Here is a 17,427-nt window from a genome sequence, read left to right as displayed (position 1 = left end):
GCACCATTACCGAAACCACCGGCCGAAACGCTGCGCTCAACAACGGCTCCGCGCTTCGGCCTCTTGCAACCGCCATCGACGATGGCTCAGATCACAACAGGACTCTCGTTCCCGCTGGATGAAAATTGGGGGTCACGTCACCGACCGAGCCCCTTCATGCCCGCGTAGCGGACGTCCAAATGCCACGCGACGCCATTCGACTCATCACTGCCACTCGAGCATCGAGGGGTCGCTTCCGAGAGCAGACACATCTCCATGCTGGCGTGCGGACGGCCAGCTACGCACGCCAGTCGTATCCGGATCAGCCACTCAACGGACTATGCCGCGAGTTCAGTGTCGCCCTGTGTCGCAAACCCAATGCGTGTGAGATCGCTTCCGATCGCCGTGATCGCTCGCTTCAGCGCTTCGAAGCAGAGCGTGTCGAAGGCTGCGCCGACATCGGCGTGCATGATCGACAGGGCCTTCTCGACGGACATGGCAGCACGGTACGGCCGATCGGCGGTCAGCGCGTCGAAGACGTCGGCGACCGAGACAATCCGGGTGTCGAGTTCGATCTGCGCTCCCGCAAGGCCCCGCGGATACCCCTTCCCGTCCAGTCGCTCATGATGCGCGCCGCCGATCCGCGCCATCTCCTGGAACACGGGAACGCGGGAGAGAACGCTTTCCGACAGCGATGCATGGGCACGCATCTCGCGCCATTCCTCGTCGTCGAGCTTGCCGTTCTTGTCGAGAATCGCGTTCGAGACGCCGAGCTTGCCGATGTCGTGCAGGAGGGCGGCGCGCCGCAGCCAGCGCCTCCGGTCGGGTGCGTATCCCAGCTCGGCAGCGATCATGTCGGCGTAGATCGACACGCGCTCGGAATGACCGGAAGTGAACGGGCTCTTGGAATCGATGATCTGCGCGAACGCTCGCGCGATGTCGTCGAGATACGCTTCATCGACGGCGATCAGACTGCGGCCGGGCTCCAGCGCGAACACAGCATCCGCAACGCCGTCGGATGCAAGCGTCGCCCAGACGTCCGGCTCGGCCGCGACGCGCTCGAAGCATGCCACCGCATGAGGATCGAACCAGGTGCCCGATCGGGCTCGCGCTTCGCTGATCGCCGCCTCCGGGCCGGCGGCCGTGTGAAAGACGTCGACGACCTGCGCGAGAAGCGCGATGCGGCTGTAGATCGGAATGGCCGGCCCCGCGAGGCGATCGGGCCGTCCTTCGCCGTTCCAGTGCTCGTCGAGCGCCTGGATCCCGTCGGAAACGGAGGGCGGGAAGCGCAGGCTGGCCGCGATCTCGGCGCCGCGGTGACACCGCGTCTGGATGAGATCGTCGACGATCGCCTCGCCGTTCTGGACGATGTTGAGAACGGCGCGCAGGCGATCGCCGAGCTTGGATCGCCGGCCCGTATGCGACAGGATGAAGCCGAGGACCTTCGGAAAGCTGTCGCCCAGCGTCTTGGAGTCTCGTTTGAAGGCGATATCGTCGGAGAGGTAGAGCTCGCAGATCCGCGCGGCATTGCTGGAGCAGCCGAGGTCCTTCAGCATGACGGTGTAGTACAGCTCCCAAAGCTGCATGTCGGGCAGACCCATCGCCCGGCCGATGCGCATGCCGATCCAGGTCGAGCGAATGCAGTGGCCAACCGGCTGGCCTTCCGTGAGATCGAGAGCGTAGCTCAAAGCGCCGAGCAGGTTGGCCAGCGAGATGACCCCATCCGCCTGCTCGTATTCGCGAACCTGCTGCATTGTTCAAAGCTCTCGCCCAACTGCCGTTCACGGATCAGACCATCATGGCCTTGCCAGTTCGTTGTCTGTATCTGGCCATCCGGCGTACCGGTGAACAGGCACCGAATGGCAATCCTCAAAGCTGATGCGATTGCTTCTACCCTTCGGTTCGTGAGGAGCCCTTGCGCCGAGCCAAACCGCGTGCAGCGATAGCCCTAGCATACCGGAACCGACGACTTGCTGGCTCAACGAGCGGGGCGGATAAGCGCGCCGATTCGGTCGATCCTTCGCTCGGACTACCGTCATCAGCCGGGTCGGCTTTCGACAGGTGGAGCGGGAGGAGGCATAGGCGTGCTGAGGTCATGGAAGAAGGCATCCGGCGTGATGCCCAGGACCCCTGCCATCCGGTAGAGCGTCGAAGCGCTGACACGGTTGGCGCCCTTCTCGTACTCGTGCACCTGCTGGTGCGATACACCGATGCCGTGAGCGAGCTGACCAAGGGTGAGCCCCTTGGCCATCCGCCTGGCTCGGATGATGCGGCCAACGTGGACGTCAGTCGGATCGGGTTGCGTCATGATAATGCCCCTTGGGTTCGGTCGAGGAAGAGGACTGTCTGTCCGCCACGGCTCGATGCGCGAGCGTCTGGGCGCGTCGCCTACTCGCAGCGGATCGTCGGCTGCGCCTGGTAGGTTCCGGCCGTGAACACGCCGGCTGTCCTGGTGGCTGTAAGGGTGAGGTCAATGTTCTGCGTCCCCATCAGCACCACGGCCGACAGGAGGTCGAGAAGCGATGCGCCGCCCTGCGGCTGCATCTGGCCGGTGAACTGGACGTTGCCGTCGGCGCCTGCCGGGGCGAACGCGAAGCTCGTCGGCGGGACGAAGCTGACGCGGAAGCAGTTGACCTGAACCAGAAGGGTGCACGTCGACTGCGGCACGCCGCCGTTCAGAAGGGTGGTGACGTTGACGCGCGCCGCCCGGCCGCCCGGGTTGGTCGACGACAGCGACTTCAGGTCCGTCGAGGCGGTCAGCGTCCCCGGCGACGAGACGACGATCGTGCAGGTGCCGATGGTCGCGTCGACCAGCGCTGCAGCCGGCCCGGCCGAAGTGGCGAAAAGCGTCGCGCCGAGGGCCAGCCGCTTCGACACACGCGCAAGCCGGTGGTCACTTGCGCTTCGGTTTGCCATCACTCCAGCCTTCGTTCGCCCAGTTGGCACCATTGCCACTCGCCTCGCCGCTAGGCGCTCGTGCATTCGTCGAGGACACCATTTCCAGGGGACCGGACGACAACCCCATCTGCAGCAGCTTCAACTCGGCCCGAAGCCGCGCGATCTCGAGATCGTAGAGCTCGGTGCAGTTCAGCCGCTTGCCGCCGCGGCTCAACGGGATCACGACACGCCCGTAGGTCGCGACGTTGCCATTGTCATACTCGTTGCCACTGCCGTTGCCGTTGATCGCGCCGACATCGAGATAGGCGCCCGATCCCCCGACCGCCGAGCGGCAGGTGGTCCCGTCGGCGGCGCGAACCTCGTCCTGGCCCTGCGGCAGCGAGACGCCCGGTAGGTTGAAGCCGCTCTGGCTCTGGTTGAGGTAGTACCGGTCTTCCGCCCGCGCCTGTGCCGCGAGCACGCCTGACAGGCTGAATGCCGTCAGCCCCGCGCCGATCAGGACAAGCGCTTGCCGAGGAACTTGCCGCATATCTGAGCCCTCACCTGGGTCTGCGAGTTGGGGAAAGGAATGCTTTCGGCGCACACGCGCACCTTGCGCGTCGCCCGCCCCTCGAACGGCACCATGACGATCACGGGACGCGAGGCTTCGGGCGCCAGCATCAGCGGACTGGCGGACACGCGCACATTCGAAACGGGCACGAAGTCCTGATCGTAGACGTAGACCTCGACCCGGATCGGACGGTCGTAAGGGTTCGACGGGAAGACCCGCACGGCGAACGCGTCGCTGACGCTGCGGACTTCGCCGCGCATCGGGGTGAGAGACTGGGCCCGGGCACCACCGGCAACGAGTAGGGCGGCCAGCGCCAGGATTGACGGGATGGCAACAGGGTTCACTCGCATCGCACGGTCACCGTGGCCGAGTAGTTGCCGCCCCGGAAGGCGTCCGTGCTGAGCTTCGTCCCTGTGAGATGAATGTTCATGCTGCTGGTACCCGACCCTGTCATCAGGGTCGCGTTGCCGGTCTCGGCGACGGTCTGCGTCCCGGTCAACGAATAGACCGGTGCCCACGTAGTCGTGCCCGTGTCAGCGGCCGGCACCGTCGCAGCGGTCACAGCGTCGAGGCTGACGCGCACACCACCTGTGGTGGTGATCGAGACCTGAGCCGGGGATCCGCCGGCGTTCTTGGAGCTGAGATTGTTCAGCGTGCCGTTGGTCGTCATGACGCCGGTGCCGTTGACGACGTTGATGGCACAGGTCGTCGTGACGGTGCCGTTGAACGTAACGGTGTTGGTGATGGCCTGGGCACTGGCAGGAAGGGATCCTGTTGCCAGTGTCGTCGTGACCCAGAATGCCTTTCTGATGCGTGACATGAGTGAGCTCGTAAACGTGTTGACGAACCATCATCACTCGCAAGGCGTGTGCGAAACTTTCGGTTGATATCTAACAACCAGAAGACGTTATTCGGAGATCTTGCCGAAACCGCAAACTGGGCCACGCGCGAACCAAAACCCAGAATGCGGCAGCCAAGCCTCGCCTGCGATCAAAAACTTGGAGGAACAGCGGAGCCTTCTGACCGCTGGAGCGAGTTGATAGCCCTACAAAGAACGAAGAGTGGTCTACCAATATCGACCCTTCAAAGCCGCCGAGCGCGGCCTCGCGTGTCCTCCAAAGCGGACATTGGCACAGTATCGGCGCCCTGACTTCCGCACCGCCGCCAAACGGAGCGTGAGGTCATTGCCGCGATTTTGAAATCGTACTCCTGGCGATCAGGCCGTCCAGCGCCTCGTAATCGAAATAGCCGATCGTCTCGTAGAGTTCGGCCCGCGTCTGCATGCGCGGGAGCATGGCGGTTGCGGCGCCATCCCGCGCAATCGCGGCATACAGCTCTTCTTGCGCCTTGGCGGCGACACGCAGCGAGCTGACGGGCCAGATTACCATGGCATAGCCGAAGCTCTCGAACTCAGCCGCCGTGAAGGGCGGCGTGCGGCCGAACTCGGTCATGTTGGCAAGGAGCGGCACGCCCGGAAAGGCGTCGGCAAAGGCGCGGAACATCTCGGCGCTCGTCAGGGCCTCCGGGAAGATCGCGTCGGCGCCGGCCTCGAGATAGAGGCGGGCTCTGGCGATGGCGGCCTCCAGCCCTTCGCTCGCCGCCGCATCGGTCCGCGCGATCACGAGAATATCTCGCCGGGCCCGGACTGCCGCCCCGACCTTTGCGGCCATGTCGCCGGGGCTTGCCAGCCGCTTGTCGGAGAGATGCCCGCACTTCTTGGGCAGGATCTGGTCCTCGATATGAACGGCGGCCGCGCCGGCCGTCTCCAGCGCGGCGACCGTCGCCATGACGTTGAGCGCCTCGCCGAAACCGGTGTCGGCGTCGACCACCACGGGCAGCCCCGAGGCGCCCGCCACCTGCCGGACGAAGAAGGCGACGTCGGCCGCCGTCATGATGCCGAGGTCGGGCAAGCCCATCGAGGCGCTCATGGCGGCACCGGACAGGTAGAGCCCTTGGAAGCCGGCCTCGCGCGCCTGAAGCGCGGCGAGACCGTTATGGGCGCCGGGCAAGCGCAGGATGCCGGGCTGCTGGAGGCGTTCCCGGAGCCGGCGACCGGCCGGCTCGCGTTGGACAAGGTCACTGAGATAGCTCATGGCCGCGCCGTCCTCATTCCTGCGGCAGGCGGGCGTCGACCGCTCGCGGCGCGTCGGGCTTTCGCAGGCGGGCGAAGACCATCGGCATCACAAGCATCAGCGCCGCCGCCGCCCAGAGCACCACGGCGATCCAGCTCGACCAGAGGATCGACACCTCGCCCGCCGACAGCGACAGGGCGCGGCGCAGGTTCTGCTCGAGGATCTTGCCGAGTACGAAGCCGAGAATCAGCGGCGCCATCGGCACAGACAGTCGGCGCAGCCACCAGGCGATGACGCCGACCACCACCATCAGCACGAGATCGAAGCCCGCCGACTTGCCGGAATAAACGCCCACCGCGCTGACCACGACAATGAAGGGCACCAGCGTCCAGGCAGGAACCGAGAGCATGCGGGCGAAGAGCCCGACGAACGGGATGTTCATCGCGAGCAGCATCACGTTGCCGATGAAGAGCGAGGCGATGAGGCCCCAGACGAGTTCCGGCTGGCTCGTGAAGAGCACCGGGCCGGGCGTGATGTTGTAGAGGGTCAGCACACCCAGCATGATCGCGGTCGTTCCCGAGGAGGGAATGCCAAGCGTCAGCATCGGGATGAAGTTGGAGTTGGAGGCGCTGTTGTTGGCTGCCTCCACCGAGGCGAGGCCGCGAAGGTCTCCCCGCCCGAAGCGGGCGCCGGCCGGATCCTGCCGCTCGACGATGCGCTTCTCGGTGGAATAGGCCAGCACCGAGCCGACCGTGCCCCCGGCCCCCGGCAGGAGGCCGATGAAGAAGCCGATCACCGAGCCGCGCAGCGTCGCCATGCCGGTCAGGCGCATCTCGGCGAGGTTGAACAGGCTGCGTCCCATGCTTTCGACCTTGGTCGGGATGCCGGCGCGGTGGCTCTCGTAGAGGAGCAGCAATTCGGAGATCGCGAAGAGGCCGATCACGATCGTGGCGAACTGGATACCGTCGATGAGGTTGGGCATGTCGAACGTGTAGCGGAAGACGCCCGAGTTCGGATCGATGCCGACGGTGGAGAGCGCCAGCCCGACGCCCACAGCCAACAGCGCCTTGACCGGCTGGTCGGCGAGAAGGCCGGCGAGCGAGGCGAAGGCGAAGACCATCAGCGCCACATATTCCACCGGCCCGAAGGCCAGCGCCCAGCGCGACAGGATGGGCGCGGCGACGACGATCCCGACGGTCGCCAGCATCGAGCCGACGAACGAGGTCCAGGCCGAAAGCGACAGGGCGATGCCGGCCTTGCCCTGGCGCGACAGGGGATAGCCTTCGAGCGCCGTCATCACGGCCGACGCCTCGCCTGGTACGTTGATGAGGATGGCGCTGATGCGCCCGCCATATTCGGAGCCGATATAGATCGACGCCATCAAGATCATCGAGGATTCCGGCGGCAGGCCGAGCGCGAAGACCACCGGCACGAGCATCGCCACCGCATTGACCGGCCCGAGACCCGGCAGGACGCCGACCATCGTGCCGACCATGGCCCCGAGCGCGGCGAGCGCGAGGTTCATGGGTGTCGCGGCGACCGAGAAGCCGGTGAGGAGAAAGCCGAACGTATCCATCAGAGAAGGTCTCCGAGGATGCCCGTCGGCAGGACGACGTCGAGCCCGTGATCAAAGAGCAGGAACGAGCCGACCGAGAGGACGACGCCGGTGCTCACGCTCTGCGCCCAGGTCGCGCCGAAGATGCGGGCGACGACGGCGCTCATCAGGGCGGTGGAGACGACGAAGCCGAGCGACTGGAACACGAGCGCGTAGGCGAGGAGCGCGGCGGCGATGCCGAGGATGCCCCGGTTGACCCCGGCCGCATTCGGCTCGACCGCCCCGCCCCCTTTCACGAGAAGGATGATCCCGCAGGCCCCGATTAGGATCGCGGTGATCATCGGAAAGGCGCGGGGGCCGACGGGTTCGTAGGCGAAGGGGGCGGCGAGCCCCCATCCGAAGATCACGAGGGTGAGGGCCATGAGCACCGCCAGGCCCCCGAGCGTTCTGTCGTTGCTCATGGCGCCCGTCCCTTACTTCGCGACGAGGCCGAAGCTGGAGGCGAGTTCCTTGTAGGTCGCCACGCGCTCGTCGACGAAGCTCTTGAGCGCGTCGCCCGTCATCGGCAGCGGCAGAAGATTGCGGTCGGCGAGCAGTTTGTCGTAGCCGGGCGCGGCCATCGACTTGGCGAAGGCGTCGGACCACCATTGGTAATCGGCGTCGGAAACCTCCGGACCGACATAGAAGCCGCGCACGATGGGCCACTCGATGTCGTAGCCCTGCTCCTTGGCGGTCTGCACCTCACCGAGCTTGCCGGCGAGGCGATCGGCCGAATAGATCGCGAGGAGCTTCAGCGGCGCGCCGCCGTCGATGGCGGCCTGACTGTCGCCGACATCGTTCATGCAGACCTGCACGTGGCCGCCCTGGAGAGCGGTCGCACAATCGCCACCGCCCTCGAAGGCGACGAAGCGCATGGTCTTGTGGTCGATGCCGGCAGCGCGCGCGGTCAGCGCCGCCTTCATCCAGTCCTGGCTGCCGATCGTGCCACCGGCGCCCAGGATCACCTTGGACGGATCGGCCTTGATCGCCTCCATCATGTCCTTCAGCGAGGTCCAGGGCGATTCTGCCGCGACCACGACCGCGCCGTAATCGGTGCCGACCGAGGCGACCCAGCGCACGTCGGCGGCCGTGTGGGCACCGAACTTGCCCTGTGCGAGGTTGAGGAGCGAGCCGGCGGAGAAGGCGACGATCGTGCCCGGCTCGTCCCGGCGCTGGCCGGCGATCGTATTGAAGGCGACGGCGCCGATGCCGCCCGGCATGTACGAGACGCGCAGCATCGCCTCCAGCGCGCCGGATTCCTTCAGCGCAGCCTGGGCGAGCTTGCATGTGATGTCGAAGCCGCCGCCGGGCTGGGCGGGCGCGATGCATTCGGGCTTGGCGGGTTCGGCATGGGCCGGCAGGGCGGCAAGGGACACGGCAGCGGCGCCCGCGGCGAGCGCCGCCTGGATCAGGGTCTTCATCGGGGGTTCCTCCCAGGGAATGGTGCGGGCCTCCCAGCCCGTGTGCCTCCTTAGCGGTTGTTAGCTTTCATCCAGCTTTCAGTTGCAGCGCAGCATCGCCGGCCGGTGTCGGAAGGCGAAGCGCGGCAGCCAGCCCCCCTTCGGGCCTGTTTTGAAGGCGCAAGTCGCCACCGTGGGCGCGTGCGATCGCCGTAACGATGGCAAGCCCCAGCCCCGTGCGCTCCGCCATGCCGCCGCCACTGGCATCCAAGCCACCCCCGAACCTATCCCCTGCCCGTGCCATCTTGCCGGCGTCCATCCCGGACCCTTCGTCCCGCACCTCGACATCGATCCATCCGTCTCCCTTGCTGCGGGCCACGTGGAGAACGACACGGCCGCCGCGCGGCGAAGCTCGCAGCGCGTTGTCGAGAAGGTTGCTCAACGCCTCGAAGAGAAGCGGCTCCGATCCACGCGCCGCTAAGGGCTCTTCGGGGGCTTCGATCTCCAGATCGATGCGGCCGCGCCGTGCCTCAGCGAAATGAAGCCACGCGACCTCGCGCAGGAGCTTCGGCAGATCCACTGTTGCCTTCTGCGACGGGTCGAGAAGCAGCGCGTTCTCCGCTCGCGCAAGGGCCAGGAGCTGCGTCGTCATGCGCCCGGCCCTGTCAATGACCGGGTGCATCGCCTCCAGCGTCCGGCGGGTCGCTTCGGGATCAGCCGAGCGAAGAGCGAAATCGACCTGCGATCGAAGGACGGCGATCGGCGTCTTGAGCTGGTGCGAGGCGTCGTCGATGAAGCGCCGCTGGGCCTCGCCCCGCTCGCGATGGCGCTGGAGAAGGTCGTTCATCGCCCCGACGAGTGGGCGCACTTCACGCGGCAGACCCGCTTCGTCGAGGCGCGAGCGATCGTCCGGCTCGCGGCGGTCGAGGCGATCCTTCAGGGCCGTGAGCGGAGCCAGCGCGAAGCGCACGCCCAGCGCCAGAAGGACGGCGGCGACGAGGACGGCCAGCGCATCGCGCGAGATGGCCCGGCGAATGAGATCTCGGCGGAACGCTTCACGCGAGCCCGTGGTCTCAGCCACCTCGATGATGATGTTCTGCGCGCTTGCGGCGCCATAAAGGGGGCGATCGAGCGAGCGCTTGAAGGCGGCGACCCGGATGGGCCGATCGAAGTACGTCGCATCGTAGAAGCGCATCTCGCCGGCCGCCAGGAACGGTGGCGGCGGAAGCAGCGCGTCCCCGATCTGCACCAGCCCGTCGTCGGTCGCGATGCGGTAGAAGACCTCGCCGGAAGCGGTCGCCTGTAAGCTTTCGAACAGGGGGTAGGGCAATTCCACCCCGACGCCGCCACTCTCGGTGGACACGTTCAGGTCGATCGCCCGGATGGCGCCCGCGAGCGAGCGGTCGTAGGCGCTATCGGACAGATCGTGGAGCGAGGCCGCCGAAAGCCATAGGCCGGCCGCCAGCAGGAACACGAGCCCCGGAACGGTCCACAGGGCGAGCGTCAGCCAGAGCGGGCGCGTGCCGTCCCGCGCTGCCGCGGCCATGTCAGGCAGGCCCACTCTCGGTCGCCTCCAGGAAGTAGCCGAGGCCCCGCAACGTGACGATCTGCACGCTCGCGCCGGCGAGCTTGCGGCGCAGGCGATGGACCATCACCTCCACCGCCTCCAGATGCAGGTCGCTGTCCGTCGACACCAGACGATCCAGAAGCTGCTGCTTGGTCAGCGGCTCACCAACGCGCTGGATCAGCTCACGCAGGATGGCGTGCTCGCGTGGAGCCAGCGCCAATGGCTCTCTATCGAGAGTGAAGCGCTGGGCATTTTGGTCGAAAGCCAATGCCCCGCATTGGTAGACGCCTCGTGCCCGCCCATGACTCCGCCTAACCAGCGCCACAAGCCGGGCTTCCAGCTCTTCAACCGCGAAGGGCTTGGCAAGGAAGTCGTCCGCTCCCGCATGAAGCAACTCCACCCGCTTCGAAAGGTCGTCGCGCGCGGTGACGATCAGCGTTGGCGTGGCGTCATCAGCCGCCCGCAACTTGCGTAGGAGCAAGGCACCGTCGAGTGAGGGGAGGCCAAGGTCGAGGACGATCGCGTCGAACGTATCGGTTTTCAGCCGCAACTCCGCCAGCCGTCCGTCCTCCTCCCATTCGACCACGGAGCCACGTTGCGCAAGGCTCCGGCTCAGCCAGACGGCAAGGTCGGGGTCGTCTTCAACCAAGAGGATGCGCATGGACAGGTCTCTCGCCTACGGACGAGTCGAGGTCTATTCAGAGACCTACACCAAAGCACGTCGGCGACGAAGCGGTGCTGGCATGGCACCAACCTTTGGTTCGGCCAGCGCCCAACTTCCAACCAATCGAACATGGGTCCGCTATCTCAAGCGGTTACTCCAGACCGGACGGCTTGGAAACCAACCAGATCCGCCCACCGGACTCGACGAAGCGGATGCCCGGAAGCAGTCCTTCCGTTTTGACCGACGTATACCCACGCCTCAAGCGTCCGAGGGCGACGCTTAAACCCTCACGAAGCAGAAACCCGATGAACTCCGCCTCCGATCCAGGTCGCCCCGACTTCGCCGCTGCAATTCAACCAGACAAGATCAGCGCGACGACCTGCTTCGATACGGCCGCGTGCATGGTCTTGCAGGAACTGGGCGGGATAGGTTGCCGCCATGCGCAGAGACTCTTCAAAGGGAACGCCGACGACGTCGGTCAGGTAGCGCACAGCGCCGATCATCGTGAGGTCCGATCCGGCAAGAGTTCCGTCGTCGAGGGTCAGCTTCCCGTCGCGACGCGTCGCCCGACGCCCGTTGAGCCAGAACACGTCGTCAGCAACACCGACCGTCGGCATCGCGTCCGTGATCGCCAGAACGCGACCGACGCCGCGCTTGGCGCGCAGTGCGACTCCGATCGCGGCTGGATGGACGTGGTGCCCGTCGGCGATGATCCCACACCAGACGTCGTCCCGTTCCAGGACGGCTCCGACGAGCCCGGGCTTGCGGTGGCTAAGCTGGCTCATCGCGTTGAAGAGGTGGGTGCCACATCGGGCGCCCGCGTCGAACGCGGATGTTGCCCTCTCGAACTCCGCATCGCTGTGGCCGAGCGAGACGAGAACTCCGGCTCCGCTCAGCCGGGCGATCTGCTCGTTCGAGACACTCTCTGGCGCAACGGTCAGGAGCAGGGGGCGAACGCTCGTCGCCGCAAGTCGATCAACATCACTGTCGGTCATCTTCCGGATCAGCGAAGGGTCATGCGCACCCTTTCGCGCTGTTGAGATGAATGGTCCCTCGACATGGATGCCAATGCAGCCGGGCACGCCCGCCGCCATGGCGGCAGCGACCGCGTCGATCGCGGCGAAGGTCACCTCCGGGCGATCAGTGATCACGGTTGGAAGAAGGGCCGTTGATCCAAAGCAGCGATGCGCTTCGCAGATTGCGTGAACGCCTTCGACGCTCGGCGTCTCGTTCAGAAGAACCCCACCGCCGCCGTTCACCTGGATGTCGATGAAGCCTGGGACAAGCAAGCCGGCATCAAGCTCGACACGAGACATCCCATCCGGAATATCGGCGACTTGGCAGACGGCCTCAACGAGGCCGTCCCGTACGATGACAGCCATGCCGTCCGCCGTCGTCTCCCCATCGAACACCGCCGCTCCGGTCAAGGCGAAGCGATCCATCAGACCGTCTCCGTCACTTTCCGCAAGCCACGCGGGTTGTCGGGATCGTGCCCCCGAGCCCGCGAGAGGGCCTCGGCGAAGCGGTAGAAGGACAGGATCATGGACAGGGGCTCGGTCAGGGGATGGCCCGTCTCGGCATGTGGCAACCTCGTCCCGACCGGGCTCTCGCCGATCGCGAAGAGACGGGCGCCGGCCCCGTCGAGCCGCCGGCAGAGGTCCTGCATGCCGGGTCGGGCCGCGTCGTCCACCAGGAAGGCGAAGGCCGGGAAGCCCTCCCCGACCAAGGAGACCGGCCCGTGGACGATCTCGGCACCCGAGAAGCACTCGGCATGAAGGATCGAGGTCTCCTTCATCTTCAGCGCCGCCTCGGAGGCAATCGCGAAGCCAGGACCTCGTCCGGTCGTGTAGAGCGAGGTGGCAGTCCGGCAGGGCTCGAGGGCCGCGGACCAGTCCGTATCGAGAGCCTCGGCCAATCGGTCGGGCAATGCCTCGATCGCCGCCAGAAGCGCCGCGTCCTCGCGCCAGTGGGCCAGAACCGCGATGGCTGCGACCGCCGATGCGACGAAGCTCTTGGTCGCCGCGACGCTTAGCTCCGGTCCGACCCGTAGCGGAATCTCGAGATTGGCAGCCTTGGACAGGGGCGAGTCCGGCACGTTCACCAAGGCGAACGTCCGGGCGCCCCCTGCCCTGGCTGCCTCCAGAAGGGCGACGATGTCTGGGCTGCGCCCCGACTGCGAGATCGCGACGGCCGCTACACCCGCAAGCCGCAGAGGGGTGCCGTAGACCGAGACGAGCGAGGGACCGAGCGAGGCGAGGGGGAGCCCCGTGGTGATCTCGGTCGCATACTTGAAGAAGGTCGCAGCGTGATCGGACGAGCCGCGTGCGATCGTCGCGAGACTCCGAGGGTCGAGATCGCGCAGGAGCCTTCCAGCTTCCTGCAACTGGTCGCCGGACTGCGCGAGCAACCTTGCGACGGCCTCCGGCGTCTCCTCGACCTCGCGTTGCATGAGGGTCGGCGTCTGCATGGGCATTCCTTCGTTCGTCGACCCGGGAAAGGGCATCGCGCCTGCGTCGGGCTTTGTTCGGTGGATGCGGACATCAGAGCAGACGCTGACCGGATGTCGGGTCGAACAGCATGAGTTTGTCTGCGGGAAGGTGGACGCGGACCGTCTGTCCCTGCGACACCGCCCCGGCCGGTCGTCGGACGATCGAGGTCTGGCCCCCGATCTTGAGGGTGACGATGTCCTCGGGACCCGTCGGCTCAACGAGGTCGACCACCGCGGTCGGACCTGCCGCGGACGACGCGGAGATGTCGACGTTCTCGGGACGGGCTCCGGCGAGAAGCTCGCGTCCCTGAAGTGCCCGCAGCGCATCGGAATTCGGAAGCTGGATCGCGTCGGACAAGGCGTTGCCGTCACCGTTCGCGATGCGGAAGCCGCATCCGCTTGTCAGCGGCTCGATGCGACCCTTCAGAAGCGTCATGGCCGGTGACCCAATGAAGCGGGCGACGAAGAGGTTGACCGGCTCGTGGTAGATCTCGGCGGGCGTGCCGGCCTGCTGAACGACGCCCTTACTCATGATCACGATCTTGGTCGCGAGGGTCATCGCCTCGATCTGGTCGTGGGTCACGTAGACCATCGTCCGCCGGATCGTCTGGTGCAGCCGCTTGATCTCGGCCCGAAGGTCGGTGCGCAGCGCGGCGTCGAGGTTCGACAGGGGTTCGTCGAACAGGAAAAGCTTGGGGTCGCGCACGAGCGCCCGGCCGATCGCCACTCGCTGGCGCTGACCGCCCGAGAGTTCGCGGGGGTAGCGGGCAAGCAGCGGCTCGATCTGGAGGAGCCGGGCGACTTCGTCGACCTGGCGGCGGGCCTCGACCTTGTTCGTACCGCGCATCTTGAGCGGGAAGCCGATATTGTCCGCCACTGTCATGGTCGGATAGAGCGCATAGGACTGGAACACCATCGCCACGTCGCGGTCGCGCGCAGCGAGCCGTGTCACGTCGTTGTCGCCGATCAGGATGCGCCCGGAGTCGATCGGATGCAGGCCGGCGATGGCATGGAGCAGCGTGGACTTCCCGCACCCCGAGGGTCCGAGCAGGACGACGAACGCGCCCTCCTCGACATCGATGGACACGTCCTGAAGGACCGGAATCTCACCGTAGGACTTGCGGGCGGACTGGATCGAGAGCTTGGCCATGATGGGTTCCGTCAACCTTTGACGCTGCCGAGGGTCAGGCCACGGACGATCTGGCCCTGGACGAGAAGTCCGAGAATGATCATCGGCAGCATGATGAGGCTGCCGGCAGCCGTCAGCGCCCCCCATTGGATGCCTTGGAACGTGAGGAAGGACGTGATGCTGACAGGCAGCGTCTGGGTGCTGCGGCCAGACAGGACGAGTGCGATGAAGAACTCGTTCCAGGTGAACAGGACGCAGAGGATCATCGTGGCAACGATGCCGCCCTTGGCCGCCGGGAGGAACACGCGGGCGAACACAGTGAACTCGCGGGCCCCGTCGACCCGGGCAGCGTCCCGCAGCTCCTTGGGCACGTCGGCGAAGAAGGTCAGGAGCAGCGAGATCGCGAAGGGTACGTTGATGAAGGCATAGACCGCGATCAGAAGCCAATGCGTGTTGAGCGCGCCGATCCGGGTGGCGAGGAAGTAGACCGGGATCACGAAGAGAAGCGCCGGTGCGATGCGCAGCGTCAGGATGAACTTCTCCTGGGACCGTCGGTACGGCGCGTCCTGGGATGCAAGGCCGTAGGCCGCCACCGCGCCGATCGCCACCGCGATGGCGCTGGAGACGATCGAGACCACGAAGCTGTTGGCGAAGGCCGTCAGGAAGCCCCGGTTGGCGAGGATCTTTCGGTAGTTGTCCATGGTCGGTTCGAAGAACCAGACGGGCGGGATCGCGAAGGCGTCGCGGTTCGTCTTGAACGAGGTGACGACCACCCAGTAAAGCGGGAACAGGACGGCCGCCATCAGAAGGGCGAGCGCGACGTAGAAGAGGATGCGCTTCAGCATCAGCGCTCTCCGGACTTGGGAAAGAGGACGCCGTACATCGTGAGGAGCGCGACGTTGGTGAACACCGTCAGCACCAGGGCGATCGTCAGGGCGTAGGAGATGTCGAAATTCGTGAAGGCGGCGACGTAGCCGTAGTAGTTCAGCGTCTCGGTGGACAGCGCCGGTCCCCCGCGGGTCATGATGTAGAAGAGGTCGAAGGCCTTAATCGAGTCGATCGCCCGGATCAGCGCCACGACCGCGAGCACCCGGCGCAGCATCGGCAGGAGGATGTACCATGTCACCTGCCATTCGCGAGCGCCGTCGACACGCGCCGCGTCCATTGGGTCTGTCGGCGCGGATTCGAGGCCGGCCATGACCAGGAGGACCACGAAGGGCGTCCACTGCCAAACGTCGGCGATGAGGACCGAGAACAGGGCGACGTCGGTGCTGCCGAGCCAGTCGATCGGACCGAGGCCCAGCAGGGACAGCGAGTAGTTCGCCATGCCAGTCGCGGGATCGAAGATGAACCGCCACGTCAGGCCGACCACGACCGGGGTCATGATGATCGGAACGAGCAGGAGAGCCCGGACGAGGCGCTTGAAGGCGAAGTTGCGGTCCAGGAAGAGAACGATCGCCAAGCCGAGGGCAACCTCGATGCCTGTCGCGAGCACCGTGAAGAAGACGGTCCGGACCAGCGCCGATATGGCACGCGGATCGTTCCACAGCCGGGCGTAGTTGGCCGTGCCCACGAAGGTGTCCTGGCCCGCCCGCAACAGGGAGACGTCTCGGAGCGTCAGCCAGACGACGTAGGCCGTCAGGATCACGGACACCACGCCGAGCGCGGCGACGATCGGCCGGTGGAAGTAGCGGGTCGGATCGGCGAGTGTCGTCAAGGGAGCCACCTTGCGTTGACGAGGGGAACCGGGACGAACCTGTCCCGGTCCCCGTCGATCCGGGATCAGCGGGCGAGCGCGGCGTTGTTGGCCGTATCGGCTTCCTTGAGGGCGTTGGACGCGCTCTCGGCGCCGGCAAGGGCCTTGGAGACCGCGATCCCGGTGTTGTTGATCACCTCGTTGGCCTTGTCGATCGTCGGCAGGTACTGCGGGTTGCCCTGCTCGATCGCGGCGAGCATCGCGTCCTTGAAGGCCCCGTAGCGCTTGCCGAAGGACTCGCCGTTGAGCGCGGCAAGCGACGTAACGCCGGAGTTCGGGTCGGTCTCCATGGACTTGAGCTGCTGCTCCTTCGCGGTGGCCCAAGCCGCGAAGACGGCCGCCGCCTCCTGGTTCTGGGAGTCGGCGTTCACATAGAGGCTGTGGACCGCGAGCGAGGACGAACCGCCCTTCGGCGACGAGGACTTCATCGGGACCGGAACGTATCCGACCTTCCCGGCAACCGCCGAGATCGTGGGGTCCTCGTTGAACGCGCCGTTCACGGTAGCGTCGAGCGTCATTGCGGCCTTGCCCTGCTGGAACAGGAGGCGGTTCTCCTCCCAGCCGAAGTTGGCGACGCCCACCGGGCCGTAGTCGCGCAGGACCTTGGTGAAGGCGTCGAGCGCCGCGATCCCCTCGGGCGTCGCCAATGCGGACTTGCCCGACGCGTCGAGGAACGAGCCGCCAAAGCCCCACAGGTAGGCGGCCCAAACGTAGACACCTTCGATGCCCTGACGGCCGCGCATGGTGATGCCGGCGATCTGCTTGTTCGTCTCCTCGGAGACCGTCTTGGCCGCGGCCTCCATGTCCTCGAAGCTCTTGGGCTCGGACAGCCCGTATTCCTGGAAGAGGTCCTTCCGGTACATCAGGAAGGTGCTCTCGCCGTACACGGGAAGCCCGTACGTCTTTCCGTCGACGACGTTGGTGTTGAAGTAGCCGGGAACGAAGTCGGCCTTGTCGAAATACTGTGGATATTTCGCCAGCGTCTCGTCCATCGGGACGATGTATTTCGAGGCGACGAATCCCGGAACGTAGATGATGTTGTTCTGGACGACATCGTAGCGGCCGGAACGCGAGGAGAACTCGAGAAGGGTCTTTGCCGTGATGTCCTGCTCGGGCACCACCTCGAGGGCGACGTCGATGCCCGTGGCTTCCGTGAACTCCGGCAGCATCTTGCCGATGGCGTCGGTCGTGGGATGGCCTTCCATCAACACCGAAAGCTGCACGCCGTCGAACGGCTTGTCCTGCGCCACGGAGGCTTCCGGGAACGCGGCGAGCATACCGACCGCCGCGGTGGCCGCCAAAAGGTTACGCCTGTTGATCATGCTTCAAT

18 protein-coding genes are annotated in these 17,427 nt (G+C 66.0%); all 18 read right to left on the bottom strand.

The genetic code is table 11. The features are described from left to right. Positions 1-317 precede the first annotated feature (317 nt). On the bottom strand, positions 318-1,733 hold the full coding sequence (locus BM175_RS17950) for an HD-GYP domain-containing protein (RefSeq protein WP_090965489.1): 1,416 nt from the start codon (positions 1,731-1,733) through the stop codon (positions 318-320). 284 nt (positions 1,734-2,017) lie between these two features. After that, complete coding sequence (locus tag BM175_RS23255) at positions 2,018-2,287, bottom strand: helix-turn-helix domain-containing protein (protein ID WP_090965487.1); 270 nt, start codon at positions 2,285-2,287, stop codon at positions 2,018-2,020. 80 nt (positions 2,288-2,367) lie between these two features. Then, positions 2,368-2,895, bottom strand: a complete 528-nt coding sequence (locus BM175_RS17940) for a hypothetical protein (RefSeq protein ID WP_139224685.1) — start codon at positions 2,893-2,895, stop codon at positions 2,368-2,370. Beyond that, positions 2,873-3,406 carry a hypothetical protein gene (locus BM175_RS17935; RefSeq protein ID WP_244546062.1) on the bottom strand — a complete coding sequence of 178 codons (534 nt, stop codon included), beginning with the start codon at positions 3,404-3,406 and terminating at the stop codon, positions 2,873-2,875. The genes BM175_RS17940 and BM175_RS17935 overlap by 23 nt, the downstream gene beginning before the upstream one ends. Next, the gene (locus BM175_RS17930; RefSeq protein ID WP_175526902.1) at positions 3,373-3,777 is read right to left on the bottom strand and encodes a hypothetical protein; all 405 of its coding nucleotides are present in this window, start codon (positions 3,775-3,777) and stop codon (positions 3,373-3,375) included. Before BM175_RS17930 ends, BM175_RS17935 begins: the two co-directional genes overlap by 34 nt. After that, a complete protein-coding gene (locus tag BM175_RS17925) occupies positions 3,768-4,247 on the bottom strand; it encodes a hypothetical protein (protein ID WP_244546061.1) in 480 nt (159 codons plus the stop codon). The genes BM175_RS17930 and BM175_RS17925 overlap by 10 nt, the downstream gene beginning before the upstream one ends. A 361-nt stretch (positions 4,248-4,608) precedes the next feature. After that, positions 4,609-5,520: a methylisocitrate lyase gene (prpB, locus tag BM175_RS17920; RefSeq protein ID WP_090965484.1), complete on the bottom strand. Its 912-nt coding sequence runs from the start codon at positions 5,518-5,520 to the stop codon at positions 4,609-4,611. A 13-nt stretch (positions 5,521-5,533) separates the two neighbouring features. Then, complete coding sequence (locus BM175_RS17915) at positions 5,534-7,075, bottom strand: tripartite tricarboxylate transporter permease (protein WP_090965482.1); 1,542 nt, start codon at positions 7,073-7,075, stop codon at positions 5,534-5,536. Beyond that, positions 7,075-7,515, bottom strand: a complete 441-nt coding sequence (locus BM175_RS17910) for a tripartite tricarboxylate transporter TctB family protein (RefSeq protein ID WP_090965480.1) — start codon at positions 7,513-7,515, stop codon at positions 7,075-7,077. Before BM175_RS17910 ends, BM175_RS17915 begins: the two co-directional genes overlap by 1 nt. A gap of 12 nt (positions 7,516-7,527) precedes the next feature. Then, entirely contained in the window at positions 7,528-8,514 is a 987-nt protein-coding gene (locus tag BM175_RS17905; protein WP_090965478.1) for a Bug family tripartite tricarboxylate transporter substrate binding protein, read from the bottom strand. Between the two features lie 67 nt (positions 8,515-8,581). Then, positions 8,582-10,054, bottom strand: a complete 1,473-nt coding sequence (locus BM175_RS17900) for a sensor histidine kinase (RefSeq protein ID WP_139224684.1) — start codon at positions 10,052-10,054, stop codon at positions 8,582-8,584. Next, a complete protein-coding gene (locus tag BM175_RS17895; protein ID WP_090965474.1) occupies positions 10,041-10,721 on the bottom strand; it encodes a response regulator in 681 nt (226 codons plus the stop codon). The genes BM175_RS17900 and BM175_RS17895 overlap by 14 nt, the downstream gene beginning before the upstream one ends. A gap of 290 nt (positions 10,722-11,011) precedes the next feature. Continuing rightward, entirely contained in the window at positions 11,012-12,166 is a 1,155-nt protein-coding gene (gene nagA / locus BM175_RS17890) for an N-acetylglucosamine-6-phosphate deacetylase (protein WP_090965472.1), read from the bottom strand. After that, complete coding sequence (locus BM175_RS17885) at positions 12,166-13,191, bottom strand: SIS domain-containing protein (protein ID WP_090965470.1); 1,026 nt, start codon at positions 13,189-13,191, stop codon at positions 12,166-12,168. The genes nagA and BM175_RS17885 overlap by 1 nt, the downstream gene beginning before the upstream one ends. A gap of 73 nt (positions 13,192-13,264) precedes the next feature. Further along, entirely contained in the window at positions 13,265-14,362 is a 1,098-nt protein-coding gene (locus BM175_RS17880) for an ABC transporter ATP-binding protein (protein WP_090965468.1), read from the bottom strand. 11 nt (positions 14,363-14,373) lie between these two features. Continuing rightward, a complete protein-coding gene (locus BM175_RS17875; protein ID WP_090965466.1) occupies positions 14,374-15,186 on the bottom strand; it encodes a carbohydrate ABC transporter permease in 813 nt (270 codons plus the stop codon). Beyond that, a complete protein-coding gene (locus BM175_RS17870) occupies positions 15,186-16,058 on the bottom strand; it encodes a carbohydrate ABC transporter permease (protein WP_210284083.1) in 873 nt (290 codons plus the stop codon). The genes BM175_RS17875 and BM175_RS17870 overlap by 1 nt, the downstream gene beginning before the upstream one ends. Before the next feature lie 65 nt (positions 16,059-16,123). Next, the gene (locus BM175_RS17865) at positions 16,124-17,419 is read right to left on the bottom strand and encodes an ABC transporter substrate-binding protein (protein ID WP_090965462.1); all 1,296 of its coding nucleotides are present in this window, start codon (positions 17,417-17,419) and stop codon (positions 16,124-16,126) included. Positions 17,420-17,427: the final 8 nt, after the last annotated feature.

The sequence above is a fragment of the Aureimonas phyllosphaerae genome, from assembly GCF_900113065.1.
Classification (GTDB): domain Bacteria; phylum Pseudomonadota; class Alphaproteobacteria; order Rhizobiales; family Rhizobiaceae; genus Aureimonas; species Aureimonas phyllosphaerae.
The sequence above is the reverse complement of the archived record's forward strand: the minus strand, read 5'-3'. Positions and strand labels throughout refer to the sequence as shown.

Coding starts and splice junctions, on each gene's coding strand:
- BM175_RS17875 (WP_090965466.1), bottom strand. CDS start 15,186: ATGCTGAAGCGCATCCTCTTCTACGTCGCGCTCGCCCTTCTGATGGCG.
- BM175_RS23255 (WP_090965487.1), bottom strand. CDS start 2,287: ATGACGCAACCCGATCCGACTGACGTCCACGTTGGCCGCATCATCCGA.
- BM175_RS17925 (WP_244546061.1), bottom strand. CDS start 4,247: ATGTCACGCATCAGAAAGGCATTCTGGGTCACGACGACACTGGCAACA.
- prpB (WP_090965484.1), bottom strand. CDS start 5,520: ATGAGCTATCTCAGTGACCTTGTCCAACGCGAGCCGGCCGGTCGCCGG.
- BM175_RS17935 (WP_244546062.1), bottom strand. CDS start 3,406: ATGCGGCAAGTTCCTCGGCAAGCGCTTGTCCTGATCGGCGCGGGGCTG.
- BM175_RS17880 (WP_090965468.1), bottom strand. CDS start 14,362: ATGGCCAAGCTCTCGATCCAGTCCGCCCGCAAGTCCTACGGTGAGATT.
- BM175_RS17905 (WP_090965478.1), bottom strand. CDS start 8,514: ATGAAGACCCTGATCCAGGCGGCGCTCGCCGCGGGCGCCGCTGCCGTG.
- BM175_RS17950 (WP_090965489.1), bottom strand. CDS start 1,733: ATGCAGCAGGTTCGCGAATACGAGCAGGCGGATGGGGTCATCTCGCTG.
- BM175_RS17910 (WP_090965480.1), bottom strand. CDS start 7,515: ATGAGCAACGACAGAACGCTCGGGGGCCTGGCGGTGCTCATGGCCCTC.
- nagA (WP_090965472.1), bottom strand. CDS start 12,166: ATGGATCGCTTCGCCTTGACCGGAGCGGCGGTGTTCGATGGGGAGACG.
- BM175_RS17865 (WP_090965462.1), bottom strand. CDS start 17,419: ATGATCAACAGGCGTAACCTTTTGGCGGCCACCGCGGCGGTCGGTATG.
- BM175_RS17915 (WP_090965482.1), bottom strand. CDS start 7,075: ATGGATACGTTCGGCTTTCTCCTCACCGGCTTCTCGGTCGCCGCGACA.
- BM175_RS17895 (WP_090965474.1), bottom strand. CDS start 10,721: ATGCGCATCCTCTTGGTTGAAGACGACCCCGACCTTGCCGTCTGGCTG.
- BM175_RS17885 (WP_090965470.1), bottom strand. CDS start 13,191: ATGCAGACGCCGACCCTCATGCAACGCGAGGTCGAGGAGACGCCGGAG.
- BM175_RS17940 (WP_139224685.1), bottom strand. CDS start 2,895: ATGGCAAACCGAAGCGCAAGTGACCACCGGCTTGCGCGTGTGTCGAAG.
- BM175_RS17930 (WP_175526902.1), bottom strand. CDS start 3,777: ATGCGAGTGAACCCTGTTGCCATCCCGTCAATCCTGGCGCTGGCCGCC.